14 protein-coding genes are annotated in these 15093 nt (G+C 32.8%); 3 read left to right on the top strand and 11 right to left on the bottom strand.

Annotation, left to right across the window (positions count from 1 at the left end):
* Positions 1-219 precede the first annotated feature (219 nt).
* Entirely contained in the window at positions 220-774 is a 555-nt protein-coding gene (locus tag ACFFGL_RS00090; protein WP_309729120.1) for a hypothetical protein, read from the top strand.
* Positions 775-836: 62 nt separating this feature from the next.
* On the opposite strand, the gene ACFFGL_RS00095 is transcribed toward ACFFGL_RS00090, so the two are convergent.
* The 11 genes from ACFFGL_RS00095 to ACFFGL_RS00145 all read right to left on the bottom strand — a co-directional run bounded on the left by ACFFGL_RS00095 (position 837) and on the right by ACFFGL_RS00145 (position 12236).
* Positions 837-1292 (bottom strand): hypothetical protein, encoded by a 456-nt coding sequence (locus tag ACFFGL_RS00095; protein ID WP_309729122.1) that lies wholly within the window; start codon positions 1290-1292, stop codon positions 837-839.
* A 98-nt stretch (positions 1293-1390) separates the two neighbouring features.
* Complete coding sequence (gene upp / locus ACFFGL_RS00100; protein ID WP_309729123.1) at positions 1391-2047, bottom strand: uracil phosphoribosyltransferase; 657 nt, start codon at positions 2045-2047, stop codon at positions 1391-1393.
* Between the two features lie 113 nt (positions 2048-2160).
* The gene (locus ACFFGL_RS00105) at positions 2161-3210 is read right to left on the bottom strand and encodes an NAD(P)-dependent alcohol dehydrogenase (protein ID WP_309729125.1); all 1050 of its coding nucleotides are present in this window, start codon (positions 3208-3210) and stop codon (positions 2161-2163) included.
* A 96-nt stretch (positions 3211-3306) separates the two neighbouring features.
* Entirely contained in the window at positions 3307-4728 is a 1422-nt protein-coding gene (locus ACFFGL_RS00110; protein WP_309729128.1) for a type III PLP-dependent enzyme domain-containing protein, read from the bottom strand.
* On the bottom strand, positions 4721-6451 hold the full coding sequence (locus ACFFGL_RS00115; protein WP_309729130.1) for an FAD/NAD(P)-binding protein: 1731 nt from the start codon (positions 6449-6451) through the stop codon (positions 4721-4723). The genes ACFFGL_RS00110 and ACFFGL_RS00115 overlap by 8 nt, the downstream gene beginning before the upstream one ends.
* A 10-nt stretch (positions 6452-6461) precedes the next feature.
* A complete protein-coding gene (gene sbnA, locus ACFFGL_RS00120; RefSeq protein ID WP_309729133.1) occupies positions 6462-7463 on the bottom strand; it encodes a 2,3-diaminopropionate biosynthesis protein SbnA in 1002 nt (333 codons plus the stop codon).
* 110 nt (positions 7464-7573) lie between these two features.
* On the bottom strand, positions 7574-8281 hold the full coding sequence (locus ACFFGL_RS00125; protein ID WP_309729135.1) for a sulfite exporter TauE/SafE family protein: 708 nt from the start codon (positions 8279-8281) through the stop codon (positions 7574-7576).
* A 150-nt stretch (positions 8282-8431) separates the two neighbouring features.
* Complete coding sequence (locus tag ACFFGL_RS00130) at positions 8432-8884, bottom strand: cold-shock protein (RefSeq protein ID WP_309729137.1); 453 nt, start codon at positions 8882-8884, stop codon at positions 8432-8434.
* A 290-nt stretch (positions 8885-9174) separates the two neighbouring features.
* Entirely contained in the window at positions 9175-10290 is a 1116-nt protein-coding gene (locus ACFFGL_RS00135) for an alkene reductase (RefSeq protein ID WP_309729139.1), read from the bottom strand.
* A gap of 354 nt (positions 10291-10644) precedes the next feature.
* Positions 10645-10962 (bottom strand): Crp/Fnr family transcriptional regulator, encoded by a 318-nt coding sequence (locus ACFFGL_RS00140; protein WP_309729141.1) that lies wholly within the window; start codon positions 10960-10962, stop codon positions 10645-10647.
* A 2-nt stretch (positions 10963-10964) separates the two neighbouring features.
* The gene (locus ACFFGL_RS00145) at positions 10965-12236 is read right to left on the bottom strand and encodes an MFS transporter (protein ID WP_309729143.1); all 1272 of its coding nucleotides are present in this window, start codon (positions 12234-12236) and stop codon (positions 10965-10967) included.
* Positions 12237-12397: 161 nt separating this feature from the next.
* Between ACFFGL_RS00145 and ACFFGL_RS00150 the strand changes: the two genes are divergently transcribed.
* Positions 12398-12679, top strand: coding sequence for a hypothetical protein (locus tag ACFFGL_RS00150; RefSeq protein ID WP_309729144.1), 282 nt, complete (start codon positions 12398-12400; stop codon positions 12677-12679).
* Between the two features lie 104 nt (positions 12680-12783).
* Positions 12784-14895 carry a DNA helicase RecQ gene (gene recQ, locus ACFFGL_RS00155; protein WP_309729146.1) on the top strand — a complete coding sequence of 704 codons (2112 nt, stop codon included), beginning with the start codon at positions 12784-12786 and terminating at the stop codon, positions 14893-14895.
* Positions 14896-15093 lie beyond the last annotated feature (198 nt).

Raw genomic sequence — 15093 nt, forward strand, 5'->3', positions numbered from 1 at the left:
CTGTTGAAGCATTGCAATTATTTGTGCTTCTGTAAATCTGCTTTTCTTCATAACTTAAAAATAGTTGATTTTTAAACTGTATGAAAAACAGGGAAGCCTTCAATGCGAGCTCATCATAAACTTTCTTTTATAAGTAGCATAACTTTATTATTACTTATAACATTTTCATGTTCAACGACTAAAGTAGTTAGTGACTGGAGAAAACCAGATTCTAAACAAATGAAATTTCATAAGGTACTGGTTTTAGCTATGAGCCAGAAAACAGATTTAAGAGAACAAGTCGAAAATAAACTTACCAAAACTTTACAAGAAAATGGGATTTCGGCAAATGGTAGTTTAGCTTTTTTTGGTAAAGAAATGGAAACTTTACCAAAAACAATGGATGACTGGCTTCCGTATATTCAACAATTAAAACAAGAAAATTTTGATTCTGTGTTAATTACTAAGATTGTTGGACAAGAAGGAAAAGATGCTAAAAATGCAATAGTGAGGTATTACAATGAATTTTTTGGTAGTTTTAAAGAAGATATCATGAAGAATAAAGATTTATATTCTGAAGATGAAGGTTTTAAAGATTACTATGTACATCGAGTGGCTTCTAATTTATACTGTATTTGCGAACAGAATCAAGAAGAAGACTTAATATGGAAATTAAATGTTGATATTAAGCAAGCTTTTGATTCTGATTATTTAGTAAAGGAAGGTTTACGTCTTTTTTCTAAAGAATTAATCAAAGAATTAAAAGAGCAAGATCTTTTTGTGACTAATAAATAATTTTGGAAAGCTAAAAAACTTTCTCTTTCTTTCCCTGAGATCTTCAGTATATCTTTAAAAAGCTAAGAAATACAATCCTTACCTTCTTCAGAAAAAAAAGGTATTGAAGGTTTTTTAGTCATTACCTTTGCCCCAATAAAACTCATCGGGATATACGCCAAAAGTAAATCAGTAACAATAAACCAACTTGGTGCCGGTAACATAAACGCGTTCGCTATTCCGCCAATTAGAAAAAAGAAGCCGATGATAAGCGCAAGTTTTATTTTGTAAGATTTAGCAATTCCTGCAGTTAAAATTGATCCTATTAAGGTTCCTAAAGCGTGTGCTAAAAACGGAAATATAAAATGTTTTGGACTAAATAAATGGATGGTTTCTGCTAAACCTTCAAATGTAGTAACGTCAGCGTCGTTTGGTGGAGGAATAATGTAATGACTTACGGAAATAATTCCAATATTTACCAAACTGCCAATAATTAAACCAATTAATACTGCCAAAATATTCCTAACTACAATTTTCATGCTAAATTATTTGTATAAAAACGTTATATGTTTGTGGGCAAATTTAGTAAAAGGTTTTAAAATAAAACTATAATTAAAACTATTCTTTTAGTTGAAATTTAATGTTGAATTTTTGTTCCAAAACACAAATCTCCTGCATCACCTAAACCCGGTATAATATATCCTTTATCATTTAATTTTTCGTCAATTGTGGCAATCCATAAGCTTGTATTTTCTGGAAAGTGTTCTTCTATAAATTTTATACCTTCCTTCGCTCCTATTACCGCAACGATGTGAATTTTCTTTGGCGTTCCTAATTTTTTAAGCGCTTCTAACACATTTACAAAAGATCTTCCTGTGGCTAACATTGGGTCGGCTAAAATCAAGGTTTTTCCTTCTAATGATGGTGATGCTAAATATTCCACCATAATTTCAAAATCTCTCTCATTAATATGGTGTCTATAAGCTGAAATAAAGGAATTATCAGCTTTATCAAAATAATTTAAAAGTCCGTTATGTAATGGTAAACCTGCTCGTAAAATGGAACAAATAACTAATTCATCTGAAGGTAAGGGTTGAGAAATTTTACCTAACGGTGTTTTAATTTCTTCAGCTTCGTAATTCAGTTTTTTACTTAATTCATATCCCAAAATTTCTCCGATTCGCTCAATATTTTTTCTGAAACGCATACGATCTTGTTGTATGTCAGCAGAACGTAATTCAGCAATAAAAGTATTGGCAACAGAATTATTTTCTAATAGATGATGAATTTTCATAGCAGGAATAGTTTTATAACAAAAATAAGTATTTACAATTGTTCTATAAATTTAGATATAAAAAAAGCTGTCAAAATTTTCGACAGCTTTTTTATTTTATAATTAAGATTCATTTATTTTCTAAGCGATTCCATATCAATCACAAAACGATATTTTACATCAGAATTCGTTACGCGATCATAAGCTTCGTTTATATGTTGAATATCAATCATTTCAACATCGCTTACTACGTTATGTTTTCCGCAGAAATCTAACATTTCTTGTGTTTCTTTAATCCCACCAATTAATGAACCGGCGACACGTTTTCTTCCCATAATTAAATTTCCGCCGTGCATTGGCTCTAAAGGTTCAATTGCGCCTACAAGTACCATTGTAGAATCTCGCTTTAACAACGTTAAATACGGATTAATGTCGTGTTTTACCGGAACGGTATTCAATAGAAAATCAAAAGAATTGGCGTGTTTTTTCATCGCTTCTTCATCTTTTGAAATTAATACTTCATCGGCTCCTAAACGTTTAGCGTCTTCGGCTTTTTCAGGAGATGTCGTAATCATTACTACGTGAGATCCTAAAGCGTCGGCAAATTTAATTCCCATATGGCCCAAACCGCCTAAACCGATAACCCCTACTTTATCTCCTTTTTTTACATTCCAATGTCTAATCGGTGAATAAGTTGTAATTCCCGCGCATAGTAAAGGAGCGACAGCTTTTTCGTCTAAATTTTCAGGAATAGTTAAAACAAAATCTTTTTTTACTACAATGGTTTCAGAATAACCGCCAAAAGTGTGACCGCCAAGATGTTCATCTTTTCCGTTATAGGTTGCGACCATTCCGTTTTCGCAAAATTGTTCAAGATCATCTTTACAAGCGCTGCATTCTTGGCAAGAATCTACCATACAACCCACGCCAACTAATTGATCTTTTTTGAAATTGGTTACATTTTTTCCTACTTCTACTACTCTACCAATAATTTCGTGACCAGGAACAACAGGATATTTTGAATTTCCCCAATCGTTTCTAACTTGGTGAATATCGCTGTGGCAAACTCCGCAGTAGGTAATTTTAATTTTTACATCGTTGTCTTTTACTTCACGACGTTCAATAGTCATTTGTTTTAAATCGGCTTTAGATTCTTTTGCACCGTATGCTTTTATTTCACTCATGGTTTTTTCTTTTAAAGTACGAGATATTGAAAGTTTAACGATAAAAAAATAAGACTTTACATTAAGTTTAACGATCGATTAAGCTGGTTGAAGCATTTAAAATTCTTCATCAGCTTTAATTTTAAAATTATTTTCTGAATTTCTATCAATTGCTAGATTAGTTGAAAGTTCAAATAAATGCGCTTGCGTTTCAAAAAAATGCATCATATAACCCGCGGTGTTTATAAAAGCGACTACATCGCCAATTTCGGGTAATTGGTTGACTTCTATTTTACGTTTTAGCACCACATCGCGTTCTAAACAATAGCCGCTTACAAAATAAACTTCGGTTTTATCTTCCGGTTTTTCTTCAAAATTTACAACAATTGGATCGAGTAAAAAGTCTGCGCTTGAACTTTGTAACTGACTCATATTCATTTCTAAGCCTATTAAATTTCGTCCTTTGGAATCTTTTTTTCTGAAAGCGACTTTAGCCAGCGTTAATCCAACTTGATCGAGCAACGATCTTCCGGGTTCTAAACGCAATTCTATATTTTTTTCTTTTAAAATTTCAGCTACCGTTGAATCATTTTCATTTGTATGTTGAAGAATTTTTTCTAAGAAATTTTCTTTATTTAATGTGTTGAAATAAGGATAAGTAGCTAATTTACCTTGAAGTTTTTTTTCAACAATTTCAAAACCTAATCCGTTATTGTTAAAAGTGATTTCTTCGCGTTCATTTTTTACCGCTTTTTTTAATTCTTCCTGAAAATTATTCCATTCGCTTTCTGATTGTAAATAATTCATTAAAATTCCGCCACCAATATCTATAAATTCTGTGGTAAATCCGTTTTCCTGAATTCGTTCTGAAATCGCTAAAGTTTGCAGCAACGCCTCGCCACGTTGCTCGGTAGAATACCCATCAAGATGAAAATGAAATCCTGTGAAGTGTAAATTTTTAAACGTTTTTTCTTTTCCAAGATGTTGATTCAAAAAAGTTTCAATTTCTGAAATATCAAACCCAAAACGGCTGTATAATTTTTCATTTTTATATATAAATCCGCTAATTCGAAATCCAACATTTACGGATATTTTCAGTTTTTCAGCAATTTGTTGAAGCAATTTACATTCATCTTCATTATCTAAAATAATGAGCACGTTATTTTTAGCAGCAAATCGAAGTAATTTTTCATTTTTTATGGCCGCCGTAAGCACTAAATTTTTTGGTGGCAAACCTAATCCTAAACATTGCTGTAATTCGCGAAAACTCGCGGTGTCGACGCCAATTCCATTTTTATGAGCACGATCGACAAGACTTTTACTTTTATTGGCTTTTCGCGCGTAAAATAGCTGATTTTTAATTCCGAAGTTATCTAACGTCTTTTTAAACGCTGAAATATTTCTATCAAATTCAGGTAAAAAATGCAAGTTTAGAGGAGATCCAAACTCGTTAAATAAATTTTCTAGCCTTCCTTTCTTAGCTAAAATTTCATGCATCCATTTTGATGTTATTGGCGTTAATTTGGGTAAATTATGCATGTGTTTTGTTTTTTATAGCTTGTATTGCTTTTTGCGCCCAGCAATCTGCAAAATTATTTCGTTCTCGGGAAAGCGTATCATTATCGTAAACAGAACCTTCGGTGGGCGTTCCATACAACGAAATTTGAGCATCAGGTTTTCCAGAAGGCTCTAGTAAATCTCCTTTTTTGCTAATCGCTAAATTGCCGGGAATGTAAGTAAAATCATCACTTTTATTTTTATTTAGTCTTCCGAATTTGTGCTGAATAATATTTTTAAATAAGCCGCTTTGCTCCTTCTCCATATCGTTTTTAGGAATGCGCGCATCAATTAAATAATCACAATCTACAATTTCATGAGATTTTTTCAATTGAACTTTTTCTGAATTTAAATCAACTATCGGATTTTTAACAAAACTGAAATCTATAATTCCGCATTCTACTAAAGCTTGAATTTTTTGAAGATTTTTTACCGGTGGTCCAAAAGCGATTCGGTTAAATAAGCCGAAGTAGGTTTTGTCGAAAAGTTCTTGCGATTTTGGTGTTAATCCGTTAAAACTATACAATTCGTTAAATTCAGCACTAATTTTTTTCCAAGCGCTTGCCGCCATTAAATACGGACTTTCACGCGGTTTTTCTTTTTCTGAAATTAAAAACGATAAATATTTTGCAGTCGCATCGTGAAGATTTTCTGTTGAAAAGTGAGGATTAGTCAGTTTTTTCCAAGAAAATTTTTCTATTTTAGGATATTTTTGATGAAATTTTTCTATCTGTTGCTCAACTTTTTTAAAATCTTCAGCATAACTTAATTTTTCATTTTTTTGCTGAAAAAAGCTTTTGTAATAAGCAAACAAAATATCTTGAAGAATTAACGGAAAAAGTTCCTTTTCAAAATCGTAAGGTCGTGAGAATTTAGATGTTGCTTGAGAAAGATACGAAGGTAAATTTTCATCTTTTAAATTCAACTTCGGAAACATCGGTAAACCGGTTCTTGAAAATGGAATTATTTTTTTAGGCTCGCTTCCTGAAAATTGATAAGAAAATCCATTTTTAATTTTAGTGAACTTCCCTCCTTTTCCTTCGGTTAAGGCTAAAACAGCATCAATAAAAGTTAATCCCAAACCTTTTATAGCGATGGTTTTGTTTGGCAGAATTTCCTCTAATTTTTTTTCAACCGGATAAATAAATGGAATTACTTGAGAATGATTTTTTTCTATTTTATGACGTTGGTGACCGGTAGTAATCATCACTTGATCAAATTTTACATGATATTTTTCAGTTGAAGTTGAAAAAAGTTGAATTTTTTCATTCTCTTTTTGCAAATCTCCAATTTCAATAACTTCTTGATGAATGGAACAATTTTTAGGTAAATTTTCCAAGAGTTGCTGAAAACTCCATTCTAAATATTCACCAACTTCGGCGCGTGCAGAAAATTTTTCCAACAGTTCTTCTTGTTGAATTTTTTCCTTTCTCGCTTTCCATTCCACATAACTTTCAGCATTTTTTACAATAGGTTCAGGTTCGTTTTTATACCAGCTATTTATATTTTCATTGGCGTAATTCATCAACAAATAATGCGGTTGATCGCTTCGGTAAATATCACCGGAACCAAAAAAAGAAGTTTTATTAAACACATAAATTGAAATTTGATGTGTTTTTTCAGCCTTTATAAAAGCCAATAAACGTTCTAACGCGTATAATCCTTTGGGTCCAAAACCAATTATTGCAACAGAAAAAGTCTTCACTTTTTGTAATTTAAAGAGATTTTACATCAAGGTTAGAGAAATTTTCAGCAATCCATTTTTTGTTGTAAACCGTATCGAGATATCGATCGCCGCGATCGCACAAAATAGCCACGCAATTTGCTTTTTTTTCAATTTTATCTTGATAAAATTCTATAGCTGAAATTACCGCTCCAGAGGAACCACCGCATAAAATACTTTCGTTTTGTAGCAATTGCCAGCAACCGCGAATACAGTTTTCATCGTTTATATGAATTACATCGTAAATGAATTCCTTTTTCAAAAAATTAGATTTTCTTCCTGAACCGTGACCGGGAATAAGCCGTTCTCTTTTTTCATCGCCAAAAATTACGCTTCCTACGGCATCAACTGCTATTAATTTTGTGGGTAAATTATGGGCTTTTATATATTCAGCGCAACCCATTAAGGTTCCGCAGGTACTTGTGGCGACAAAGAGATAATCTACTTTTTCGTTTAAAACTTCGGCAATTTCTCCCATGGTTTGGAAATGCGTTTGGGGATTAGCCTGGTTTTCATATTGGTTTGGCCAATAACTATTTGGGATTTCTTCTAAGAGTTCTTCTACTTTTCGCAAACGACTTTCTAAAAAACTTTCATTGTCTTTTGTGGTAGTAACTTTTATTAACTTGGCGCCGTAAACATGCAATAATTTTTCTGTATGAGAATTAATGTGAGGATCAACCACCGTAATTAAATGAAGGTTATAAAACTTACAAATTTGGGCTAAACCAATCGCCATATTTCCAGAACTTGATTCAATTATAGTGTCGCCCGGTTTTACTAAACCGGTATCTAACGCTTTTGTTAGCATATTTAATGCAGTTCTGTCTTTAATGCTTCCGCCGGGATTTTCACTTTCTAATTTCCCGAAGACAGAAAAAGGTAAATCTTTAAAAAGCCTGCCAAGACTTATTAAAGGCGTTTTACCAATATTATCTAAAATATTACTTTTTATTTCTAATGCTGAAGCATATTTGTGAATGCTCGTTTTCATAGCTCAAACCTCTCTCTAAAATAAATTATTTAATGGAAATTACGGGAATTAAAACGAAGTGCTAAAATATTTAGAAGAACTTTATGATTCTTCGATTGGGCTGAATTTTATTAGCTTAAAAAGCTATTTAAGAGTGTCACGATACCAATTATTAAAATTAGAAGGAGTGAAATTTGTTTAAATTTATTTTGAGGAATATATTTTAAAATCCGCTTCCCAATAATTGTCCCTACAAGGCCGATTGCAAATAGAAAAGGGACATATTTTAGATCGTGATTATGTATATAACCATTTTGGTAATACACAAAAGTGCGTGAAAAATCTACCATAAAATCGATAAATGCAGAAGTGGCAATAAATACACTTTTTTCCAGGTTAAAAGCAGCCATTGTTAATCCTCTAATAGCACCGCCGGTTCCTAATAAACCTGCGGTAAAACCAGAAAGACTTCCACCGATTAAAGTTTCTTTTTTTCCAGCTTTAATAACGAGTTTCTTTTTTATTAAAAAGAGAAAACTTAATAGGATTAAGAAAATACCTAATAAAATTTCTAAATATTTTCCCTTAAATAAATTGGAAAGGTAACCTCCTAATATTACAAAAACTACTGCCGGTAAGCCGATATAGAGCAATAAGAATTTATCAATTCCTTTTTTAAAAAGAAATATTTTACTCAAATTACTGGAAAGATGAAATAAAGCGGTTAAGCCTAATACTGAATAAAAATCTAAATAAATATTGGCGATAGGTACAAAAAATACCGAAGAGCCGAAGCCACCAATTGTACCAACAATTTCGGCAACTAACGCTAATACCAAAAAAAATATATTAAGATTTGATTTCACGAGTGTTTATAAGTTAGCTACTCGAAATTTACATCTTAATTTGAAAAAAACTTATTGATTACAATAAAAAAGCCTTATCTAAAAGATAAGGCTGAATGTTTATTTGAAAATGCAATTTGAGCTTTAGCTCTTTTTTACATTTACGGCATTCATTCCTTTTAGTCCTCTTTCAAGCTCAAAAGTTACTTTGTCGTTTTCTTCTATTTCATCTATAAGTCCGCTAACATGAACGAAATATTTTTCACCATTTTCTTTATCGAAAATAAAACCGTAACCTTTTGAATGATCAAAATAAGAAACTTTTCCTATTCTAATTGGATCTTCAGAAGGGCGATCTTCTTTTTTAGGAACCGCTATCTCGATTTCATCTGCTTCAACTTCTACTTTCTTATCGGGATCTGGCGGCGTGTCTGTAAGGTTTCCATTTTCATCTACATAAACCAGCATATCTTCAAAAGAAGCTCCTTTGTTAGAGTTTTCTTTACGTTCCTGCTTTTTTAATTCTTTTTCCTTACGCTTTTTAAGCTTTTTCTTTTCTTTTTCGCGTTTGTTTTGAGTTTGTCCAGATCTTGCCATTCAATATTTTTAAATTACTATTCCGTTATAAAATTGAGAAGGATTCTAAATCGCGGAACAGATTCAAGGGAAAGTATAATTAAAAAGGAATTTTCTAAAAAGTAATCCAGAGAGCGTAAAGCGATAAGCCTATTTCAAAATTTTGGTAAAGATAAGCATAGGTTTACGATAATAAAAATACTACAGCTTTATTTTAAATAAGAGTGGTAATATTTTCGAACTAAATTCATTTAAATTAAAAAAAGCCTGTTTTAAAGAGAAACAGGCTTTTATGAAATAAAAATATACTATTATGCTTCTTGTTTTCGAGCTTTAGCTTCATAATCTAAATAGCCTTTTTTACCGGGAACGTAAAAAGTATCTTCATCCCAATCGGTTAGCGGAATATTTTTTTCAAAACGTTCTACTAAATCTGGATTTGAAATGTAAGGTTTTCCATAAGCTACCAAATCTGCATCCCCATTTTCGATTACTTTATTTCCTTTTTCCTGATCAAAAGCAGTGTTAATCATTAGAGTTCCTTTATAAATCGGGCGATAATGTTTTGCAATTTCTTTTACCGCGTAAGGAACATCAGAAACATCGTTAAAAGGTTCAGATAAATGTAAATACGCTAAATCGTAATCGTTTAATTTATTCACGATATAATCAAATGTAGGAATGGTTTCTTCGTCCATTTTCATCCCGAAAATTCCATCAAGCGAAGGATTTAAGCGCAAACCAATTTTTTGCTCCGGCATCACTTCTTTAACCGCATCTAGCACTTCAAATAAAAACCGTGCTCTATTTTCAATGCTTCCGCCGTATTCATCTTTTCGGTGATTAGAAGTTCCGTTAAAAAACTGATGAAATAAATATCCATTTGAAGAATGAATTTCAACGCCATCGAAACCGGCTTCCATCGCATTTTTAGCTGCATTTGCAAAATCCTGAACAGTTCGTTTAATATCTTCAACAGTCATTTCTTTTGGCGTTACGGTATCTTTAAAACCTTCCGGTGTAAAAGATTTCGCATTCGGATTTATGGCTGAAGGTGCCAAGGGTTTTTCTCCATTATGAAAATCGGGATGCGACATTCTGCCTACGTGCCAAAGTTGAATAAATATTCTACCATTGGCTTCGTGTACCATTTTGGTGACTTTTTTCCAGCCTTCGGTTTGCTTTTCTGAATAAATTCCGGGGGTATTTACGTAACCTACCGCTTCTTTCGAAACTTGCGATCCTTCTGAAATTATTAATCCAGCTGAAGCGCGTTGTTTGTAATATTCGCCTTGTAATTCTTCAGTGGGTACGTTATAAGGATTATCGGCTCTACTTCTCGTCATAGGCGCCATTACCACTCGATTAGGAAGTTTTAATCCGTTTAAATTATATTCCTGTAAAAGAGGTTGATTTTTATTTGCCATTGGGTTTATTTTTTGTGGAATTCAAAAGTAAAATACTTTCTCAACAAAAAGCTTGATGTAAGTTAGGTAAACGCGTTAAAAAATGTTAATCTAGGTCAATTCCTTTCGAATTCTACTTAAAGTTTCAGCTTTAATACCTAAATAATTTGCGATTTGGTAATTCGGAATTCGCTTTTCCATCATAGGATAATCTTCGCAAAACTCAAGATAGCGTTCTTTACTATTTTTCTGAAGCGATGATAAAATTCGTTTACGTAAACTTACAAATGCGTTGGTAGTTTTTATTCTAAAAAAGCGTTCAAATTTTGGAATACGTTTATAGAGGGTTTCTAAAGAAGATTTATTTAATGCTAATTAAACTGAATCTTCAATGGCTTCAACAAATAATTTTGCAGGTTTATTACTGAAAAAGGCTTCAAAATCACTAATCCACCAATCTTCTATAGCAAATTGAATAATATGGTTGTCGCCATTTTCATCTACATAATACGCTTGCAAACAACCTTCTACTACAAAATATTCTGAAGAAACTTCTTCATTAAGTTGAATAAGTTGTTGTTTTTTCCGCAATTTCACTTCGCTTAAAATACTTAAAAACTCAGCTGCTTCTTCATCTGAAAGTTGAATATCTTTTTGGACGTGCGTCAAAATTTTTTGTTGAGAATTATGCATTATTAAGCAGTAGCTTTTTCATGTTCTTCCAAATCTTTTTGAAGGTCTAATTTACGCAATTTTGGAAAGAAAGTTCCTGTTGCAATTACGGTCGCTACGGTCATACTTCCACCAAAAATTACTGCGGTTACCGTGCCCATTAATTTTGCAGTTAATCCGCTTTCAAAAGCCCCCAATTCGTTAGAAGAACCTACAAACATCGAGTTTACTGAAGCTACTCGACCGCGCATTTCATCGGGCGTTTTTAATTGAAGAATAGTTTGCCGAATAATCATTGAAATTCCATCGGTTACACCACTAAAAAATAAAGCTACTACTGAAATCCAAAACCAAGAAGAGAGTCCGAAAATAATGATGCAGACTCCAAATAAGAAAACAGCACCTAATAATTTTAAGCCCGCATTTTTATTCAACGGAAAATAAGCCGAGGTAAACATCGTAATTAACGCGCCAACTGCCGGAGCGGCTCGTAAAATTCCAAAACCTTCGGGCCCGACTTTTAAAATATCTTGTGCGAAAACCGGTAATAAAGCTACTGCGCCACCAAATAAAACGGCAATCATATCTAGTGTTAACGCGCCTAAAATTACTTTTTTAGTGAATACAAACCGAACACCTTCCCGTAAACTTTTAAAGACATTTTCACCAATTTTCGGATTTAAAATAGGCTTCGTTTTTATTTGACTTAACCCCATTAAAGCCATTAAAGAAAAGAAGAAAATTAAACACATCGACCAATGAACGCCGATCCAATGAATGGAAAAACCAGCCAAAGCCGGTCCTAAAACAGCTCCCATTTGCCAAACTGAACTACTCCAAGTCGCGGCATTTGGATAAACTTTTTTCGGTACAATTAAAGAAAATAAGGAGAAAATCGTCGGGCCCATAAAAGCGCGAACAATTCCGCCAAGAAAAACCAGAAAATAAATGGCGTACAATATTTTTTGCTGATTAAAATCGGCTACAATTCTGGGCCAAGTCAATAAAAATAATCCAATACTAATGACAGAAAACCCCAACAAACATTTTAACAATAAGCTTTTTTTCTCTTTTTGATCTACAATATGACCCGCAAATAAAGCTAAAGAAACTGCCGGAATCACTTCCATAAGACCAATTATTCCTAAAGAAAGTGGGTTTTTAGTTAAACTGTAAACTTCCCATTCTATGACGATAAATTGCATAGACCATGCAAAAACCATGGCAAAACGAACTAATAAAAATATATTGAACTCTTTGTAACGCAACGCCGCGTAAGGATCATTTTTTGCCATGAAAATTATTCAGAAATTGTAGCGCAAAACTACAGGTTTTTTTAAAGATTAAATGATAATTAATAGCTAAAATACAGGTTTCAATTTTTGCATTCTGTTGTTAAATCACGTTAAAACATCAGTCATTTTCAGTAGAAGTTGTTATCTTAAAAATAAAAATTATGAATACTAAAAAGAAAGACGAAAAGTATAATTCAGAAATTACGCCCCAAGAACGTGAGCGGCTAGAAAACGAAAATGTTCATACCGACGGTGGTGATGACGATTTTTTAAGAGACCGCAAACGTAAACCGGACTTTGAAGGTAAAGATATGGATGTTACCGGAAGTGAGAAAGCCAAGAAAAATAAAGGAGAGCGTGGCTTAAAAGATGAAGAAAACGATATCTACAGTCAAGGTGGAACTCACAATGATTTAGAAGAAGATCATAGCACTAAAAATTAAGCTAATAATTTTTAAAGTGAAACCAAAAGCGATCTATTTAGGTCGCTTTTTTTAGTGAGCTTCCCTCCTTTTCCTTACTTTTGAATTCTTCAAAAAGAGATTCTATGGCTGTTAACGAACTACAAGAACAACTTTATCCTACATTAAAAAAATATTTTGGATATGAGAAATTTCGGCCACAACAAGAAAAAATAATTACTACCGTTTTAAACAAAGAAGATGCGTTGGTTATTATGCCAACCGGCGGCGGAAAATCTATTTGTTTTCAACTTCCAGCTTTACTTTTTGAAGGCGTTACTATTGTAATTTCTCCGTTAATTGCGCTTATGAAAGATCAAGTTGATGGCTTGCGCGCAAATGGAATTGAAGCTGCTTTTTTTAATAGCAGTCAAGAAGCAGCCGAACAACAAGAAATTTTTGAAAAAGTAAGTCAGCAAAAATTAAAATTACTCTACGTAGCTCCAGAAAGTCTTTCAGCCTTAAACGATATTTTAAAACCAACTTACATTAGTTGCATTGCTATAGATGAAGCGCATTGTATTTCTTCTTGGGGTCACGATTTTAGACCTTCCTATCAACAACTTGGTTTTTTAAAAAAATCATTGCCAGAAATACCTATAATTGCCTTAACCGCAACAGCAGATAAAGCGACGCGTAAAGATATTTTACAGCAGTTAAATATTTCACATGCTTCAGAATTTATCAGTTCTTTTGATCGAAAAAATATTGAATTAGATGTTCGTCCGGCAACAGATCGCGTAGCACAAATTATTCGATTTATTGAAAAACGTCCAGATGAATCGGGTATTATTTATTGTTTAAGCCGGAAAGGAACTGAAAATTTAGCTGAAAAACTTCAGAAAAAAGGAATTGAAGCAACCGCTTATCATGCGGGTTTAAGTTTTGACGATCGAAGCCAAGTTCAGGAAGATTTTATTTTCGATAAAACCAAAATTGTTTGCGCTACAGTCGCGTTTGGAATGGGAATCGATAAATCTAATGTTCGCTTTGTAATTCATTATAACATGCCTAAAAATATTGAAGCCTATTATCAAGAAATTGGTCGTGCGGGTCGTGACGGACTTCCCTCCTATGCGTTACTTTTTCATACCTATGCTGATGTAATTCAGTTGAGAAGATTTACAGAAGGTGCTGCAAATGAACAATTGCAAAATGCGAAATTAGAACGTATGAAGCAATTTGCTGAAGCAACCGATTGCAGGCGAAAAATTTTGCTGGGTTATTTTGGGGAACTTTTAGCTGAAAATTGTGGGAATTGTGATGTTTGTAAAAATCCTCCGGAATTTTTTGAAGGAACCGTTTTGGCACAAAAAATACTTTCTTGCATTGCGCGCGCTAAAGAAAGTGAACCCGCGGGCATAATTATCGATATTTTACGTGGCGCACAGAATCAAGCGGTTTTAGAAAACGGTTATGCAGAATTGAAAACCTACGGAATTGGTAGCGATGTTTCTTGGCGCGATTGGCAACACTATTTAACGCAATTGATAAATCAGGGATATTGTGAAATTGCTTTTCACAGAAAAAACGCTTTACAATTAACTGAATTTTCTAAAAAGGTTTTGTTTGAAAATCAACAGGTATTTTTAACCAAACCTCAAGCTGTTAAAGAACAACAAGCACAGCAAACTTCAACAAAGTTAACACGTAAAAAAGATACCTTATTTGAACGTTTACGACAATTACGTTACAAAATTGCCAAAGAAGAAGATATTCCTGCCTACTTAGTTTTTAACGATGCTACGCTAAAAGAAATTGAACGAGAACGGCCGTTAAGCGATGATGATTTTATAAAAATTAATGGTGTTGGACAACGAAAACTTGAAGTTTATGGCGATGAATTTATAGCTGAAATTAGGGAGTTTTTAAAATCGAAAAAGAAAACCAAGAAAAAGAAAAAAGGAGCAACTTATTTAAAAACGCTAGAATTACTTCAACAAGAAAAACCTATTGAAGCAATTGCCGCAGAACGCGATTTAAGTGAAACAACTATTTATTCGCATCTCGCTAAATTATATGCTGAAGGCAAAAAAATTAATATCTATAATTATGTTTCTAAAGCTGAAGTGGAAAAAGTAAAAAAGGCAAAAACTGAATTAAATTCCCCGGAAGGATTAAAACCTTATTATGAATTTTTTGAAGAGAAAATGCCTTATCACACCATCAGATTAAGTTTAGAAATCATCAATAAATAATTATTGAATGTCAGCAATGAATTCCATTTTGTCGTCAACTTGAACTTGATTCAAGTTCTCATCCTGAAGGTTTTGTTTTTTCAATATAATATGAGATTCCGGATCAAGTCTGGAATGATGAAAACCCCAATTATAACAAATTACGGATAATCAATTTTACAACAATTTAAAACGATAAGTTTCAACTAAAAAATCAAC

Source organism: Mesonia maritima, from assembly GCF_042433895.1.
GTDB lineage: Bacteria > Bacteroidota > Bacteroidia > Flavobacteriales > Flavobacteriaceae > Mesonia > Mesonia maritima.

Bases quoted from the DNA above. Each gene is read 5' to 3' on its own strand.
- ACFFGL_RS00090 (WP_309729120.1), top strand. From the start codon at position 220: ATGAAATTTCATAAGGTACTGGTTTTAGCTATGAGCCAGAAAACAGAT.
- upp (WP_309729123.1), bottom strand. From the start codon at position 2,047: ATGAAAATTCATCATCTATTAGAAAATAATTCTGTTGCCAATACTTTT.
- ACFFGL_RS00130 (WP_309729137.1), bottom strand. From the start codon at position 8,884: ATGGCAAGATCTGGACAAACTCAAAACAAACGCGAAAAAGAAAAGAAA.
- sbnA (WP_309729133.1), bottom strand. From the start codon at position 7,463: ATGAAAACGAGCATTCACAAATATGCTTCAGCATTAGAAATAAAAAGT.
- ACFFGL_RS00145 (WP_309729143.1), bottom strand. From the start codon at position 12,236: ATGGCAAAAAATGATCCTTACGCGGCGTTGCGTTACAAAGAGTTCAAT.
- ACFFGL_RS00105 (WP_309729125.1), bottom strand. From the start codon at position 3,210: ATGAGTGAAATAAAAGCATACGGTGCAAAAGAATCTAAAGCCGATTTA.
- ACFFGL_RS00135 (WP_309729139.1), bottom strand. From the start codon at position 10,290: ATGGCAAATAAAAATCAACCTCTTTTACAGGAATATAATTTAAACGGA.
- ACFFGL_RS00095 (WP_309729122.1), bottom strand. From the start codon at position 1,292: ATGAAAATTGTAGTTAGGAATATTTTGGCAGTATTAATTGGTTTAATT.
- ACFFGL_RS00140 (WP_309729141.1), bottom strand. From the start codon at position 10,962: ATGCATAATTCTCAACAAAAAATTTTGACGCACGTCCAAAAAGATATT.
- recQ (WP_309729146.1), top strand. From the start codon at position 12,784: ATGGCTGTTAACGAACTACAAGAACAACTTTATCCTACATTAAAAAAA.
- ACFFGL_RS00150 (WP_309729144.1), top strand. From the start codon at position 12,398: ATGAATACTAAAAAGAAAGACGAAAAGTATAATTCAGAAATTACGCCC.
- ACFFGL_RS00110 (WP_309729128.1), bottom strand. From the start codon at position 4,728: ATGCATAATTTACCCAAATTAACGCCAATAACATCAAAATGGATGCAT.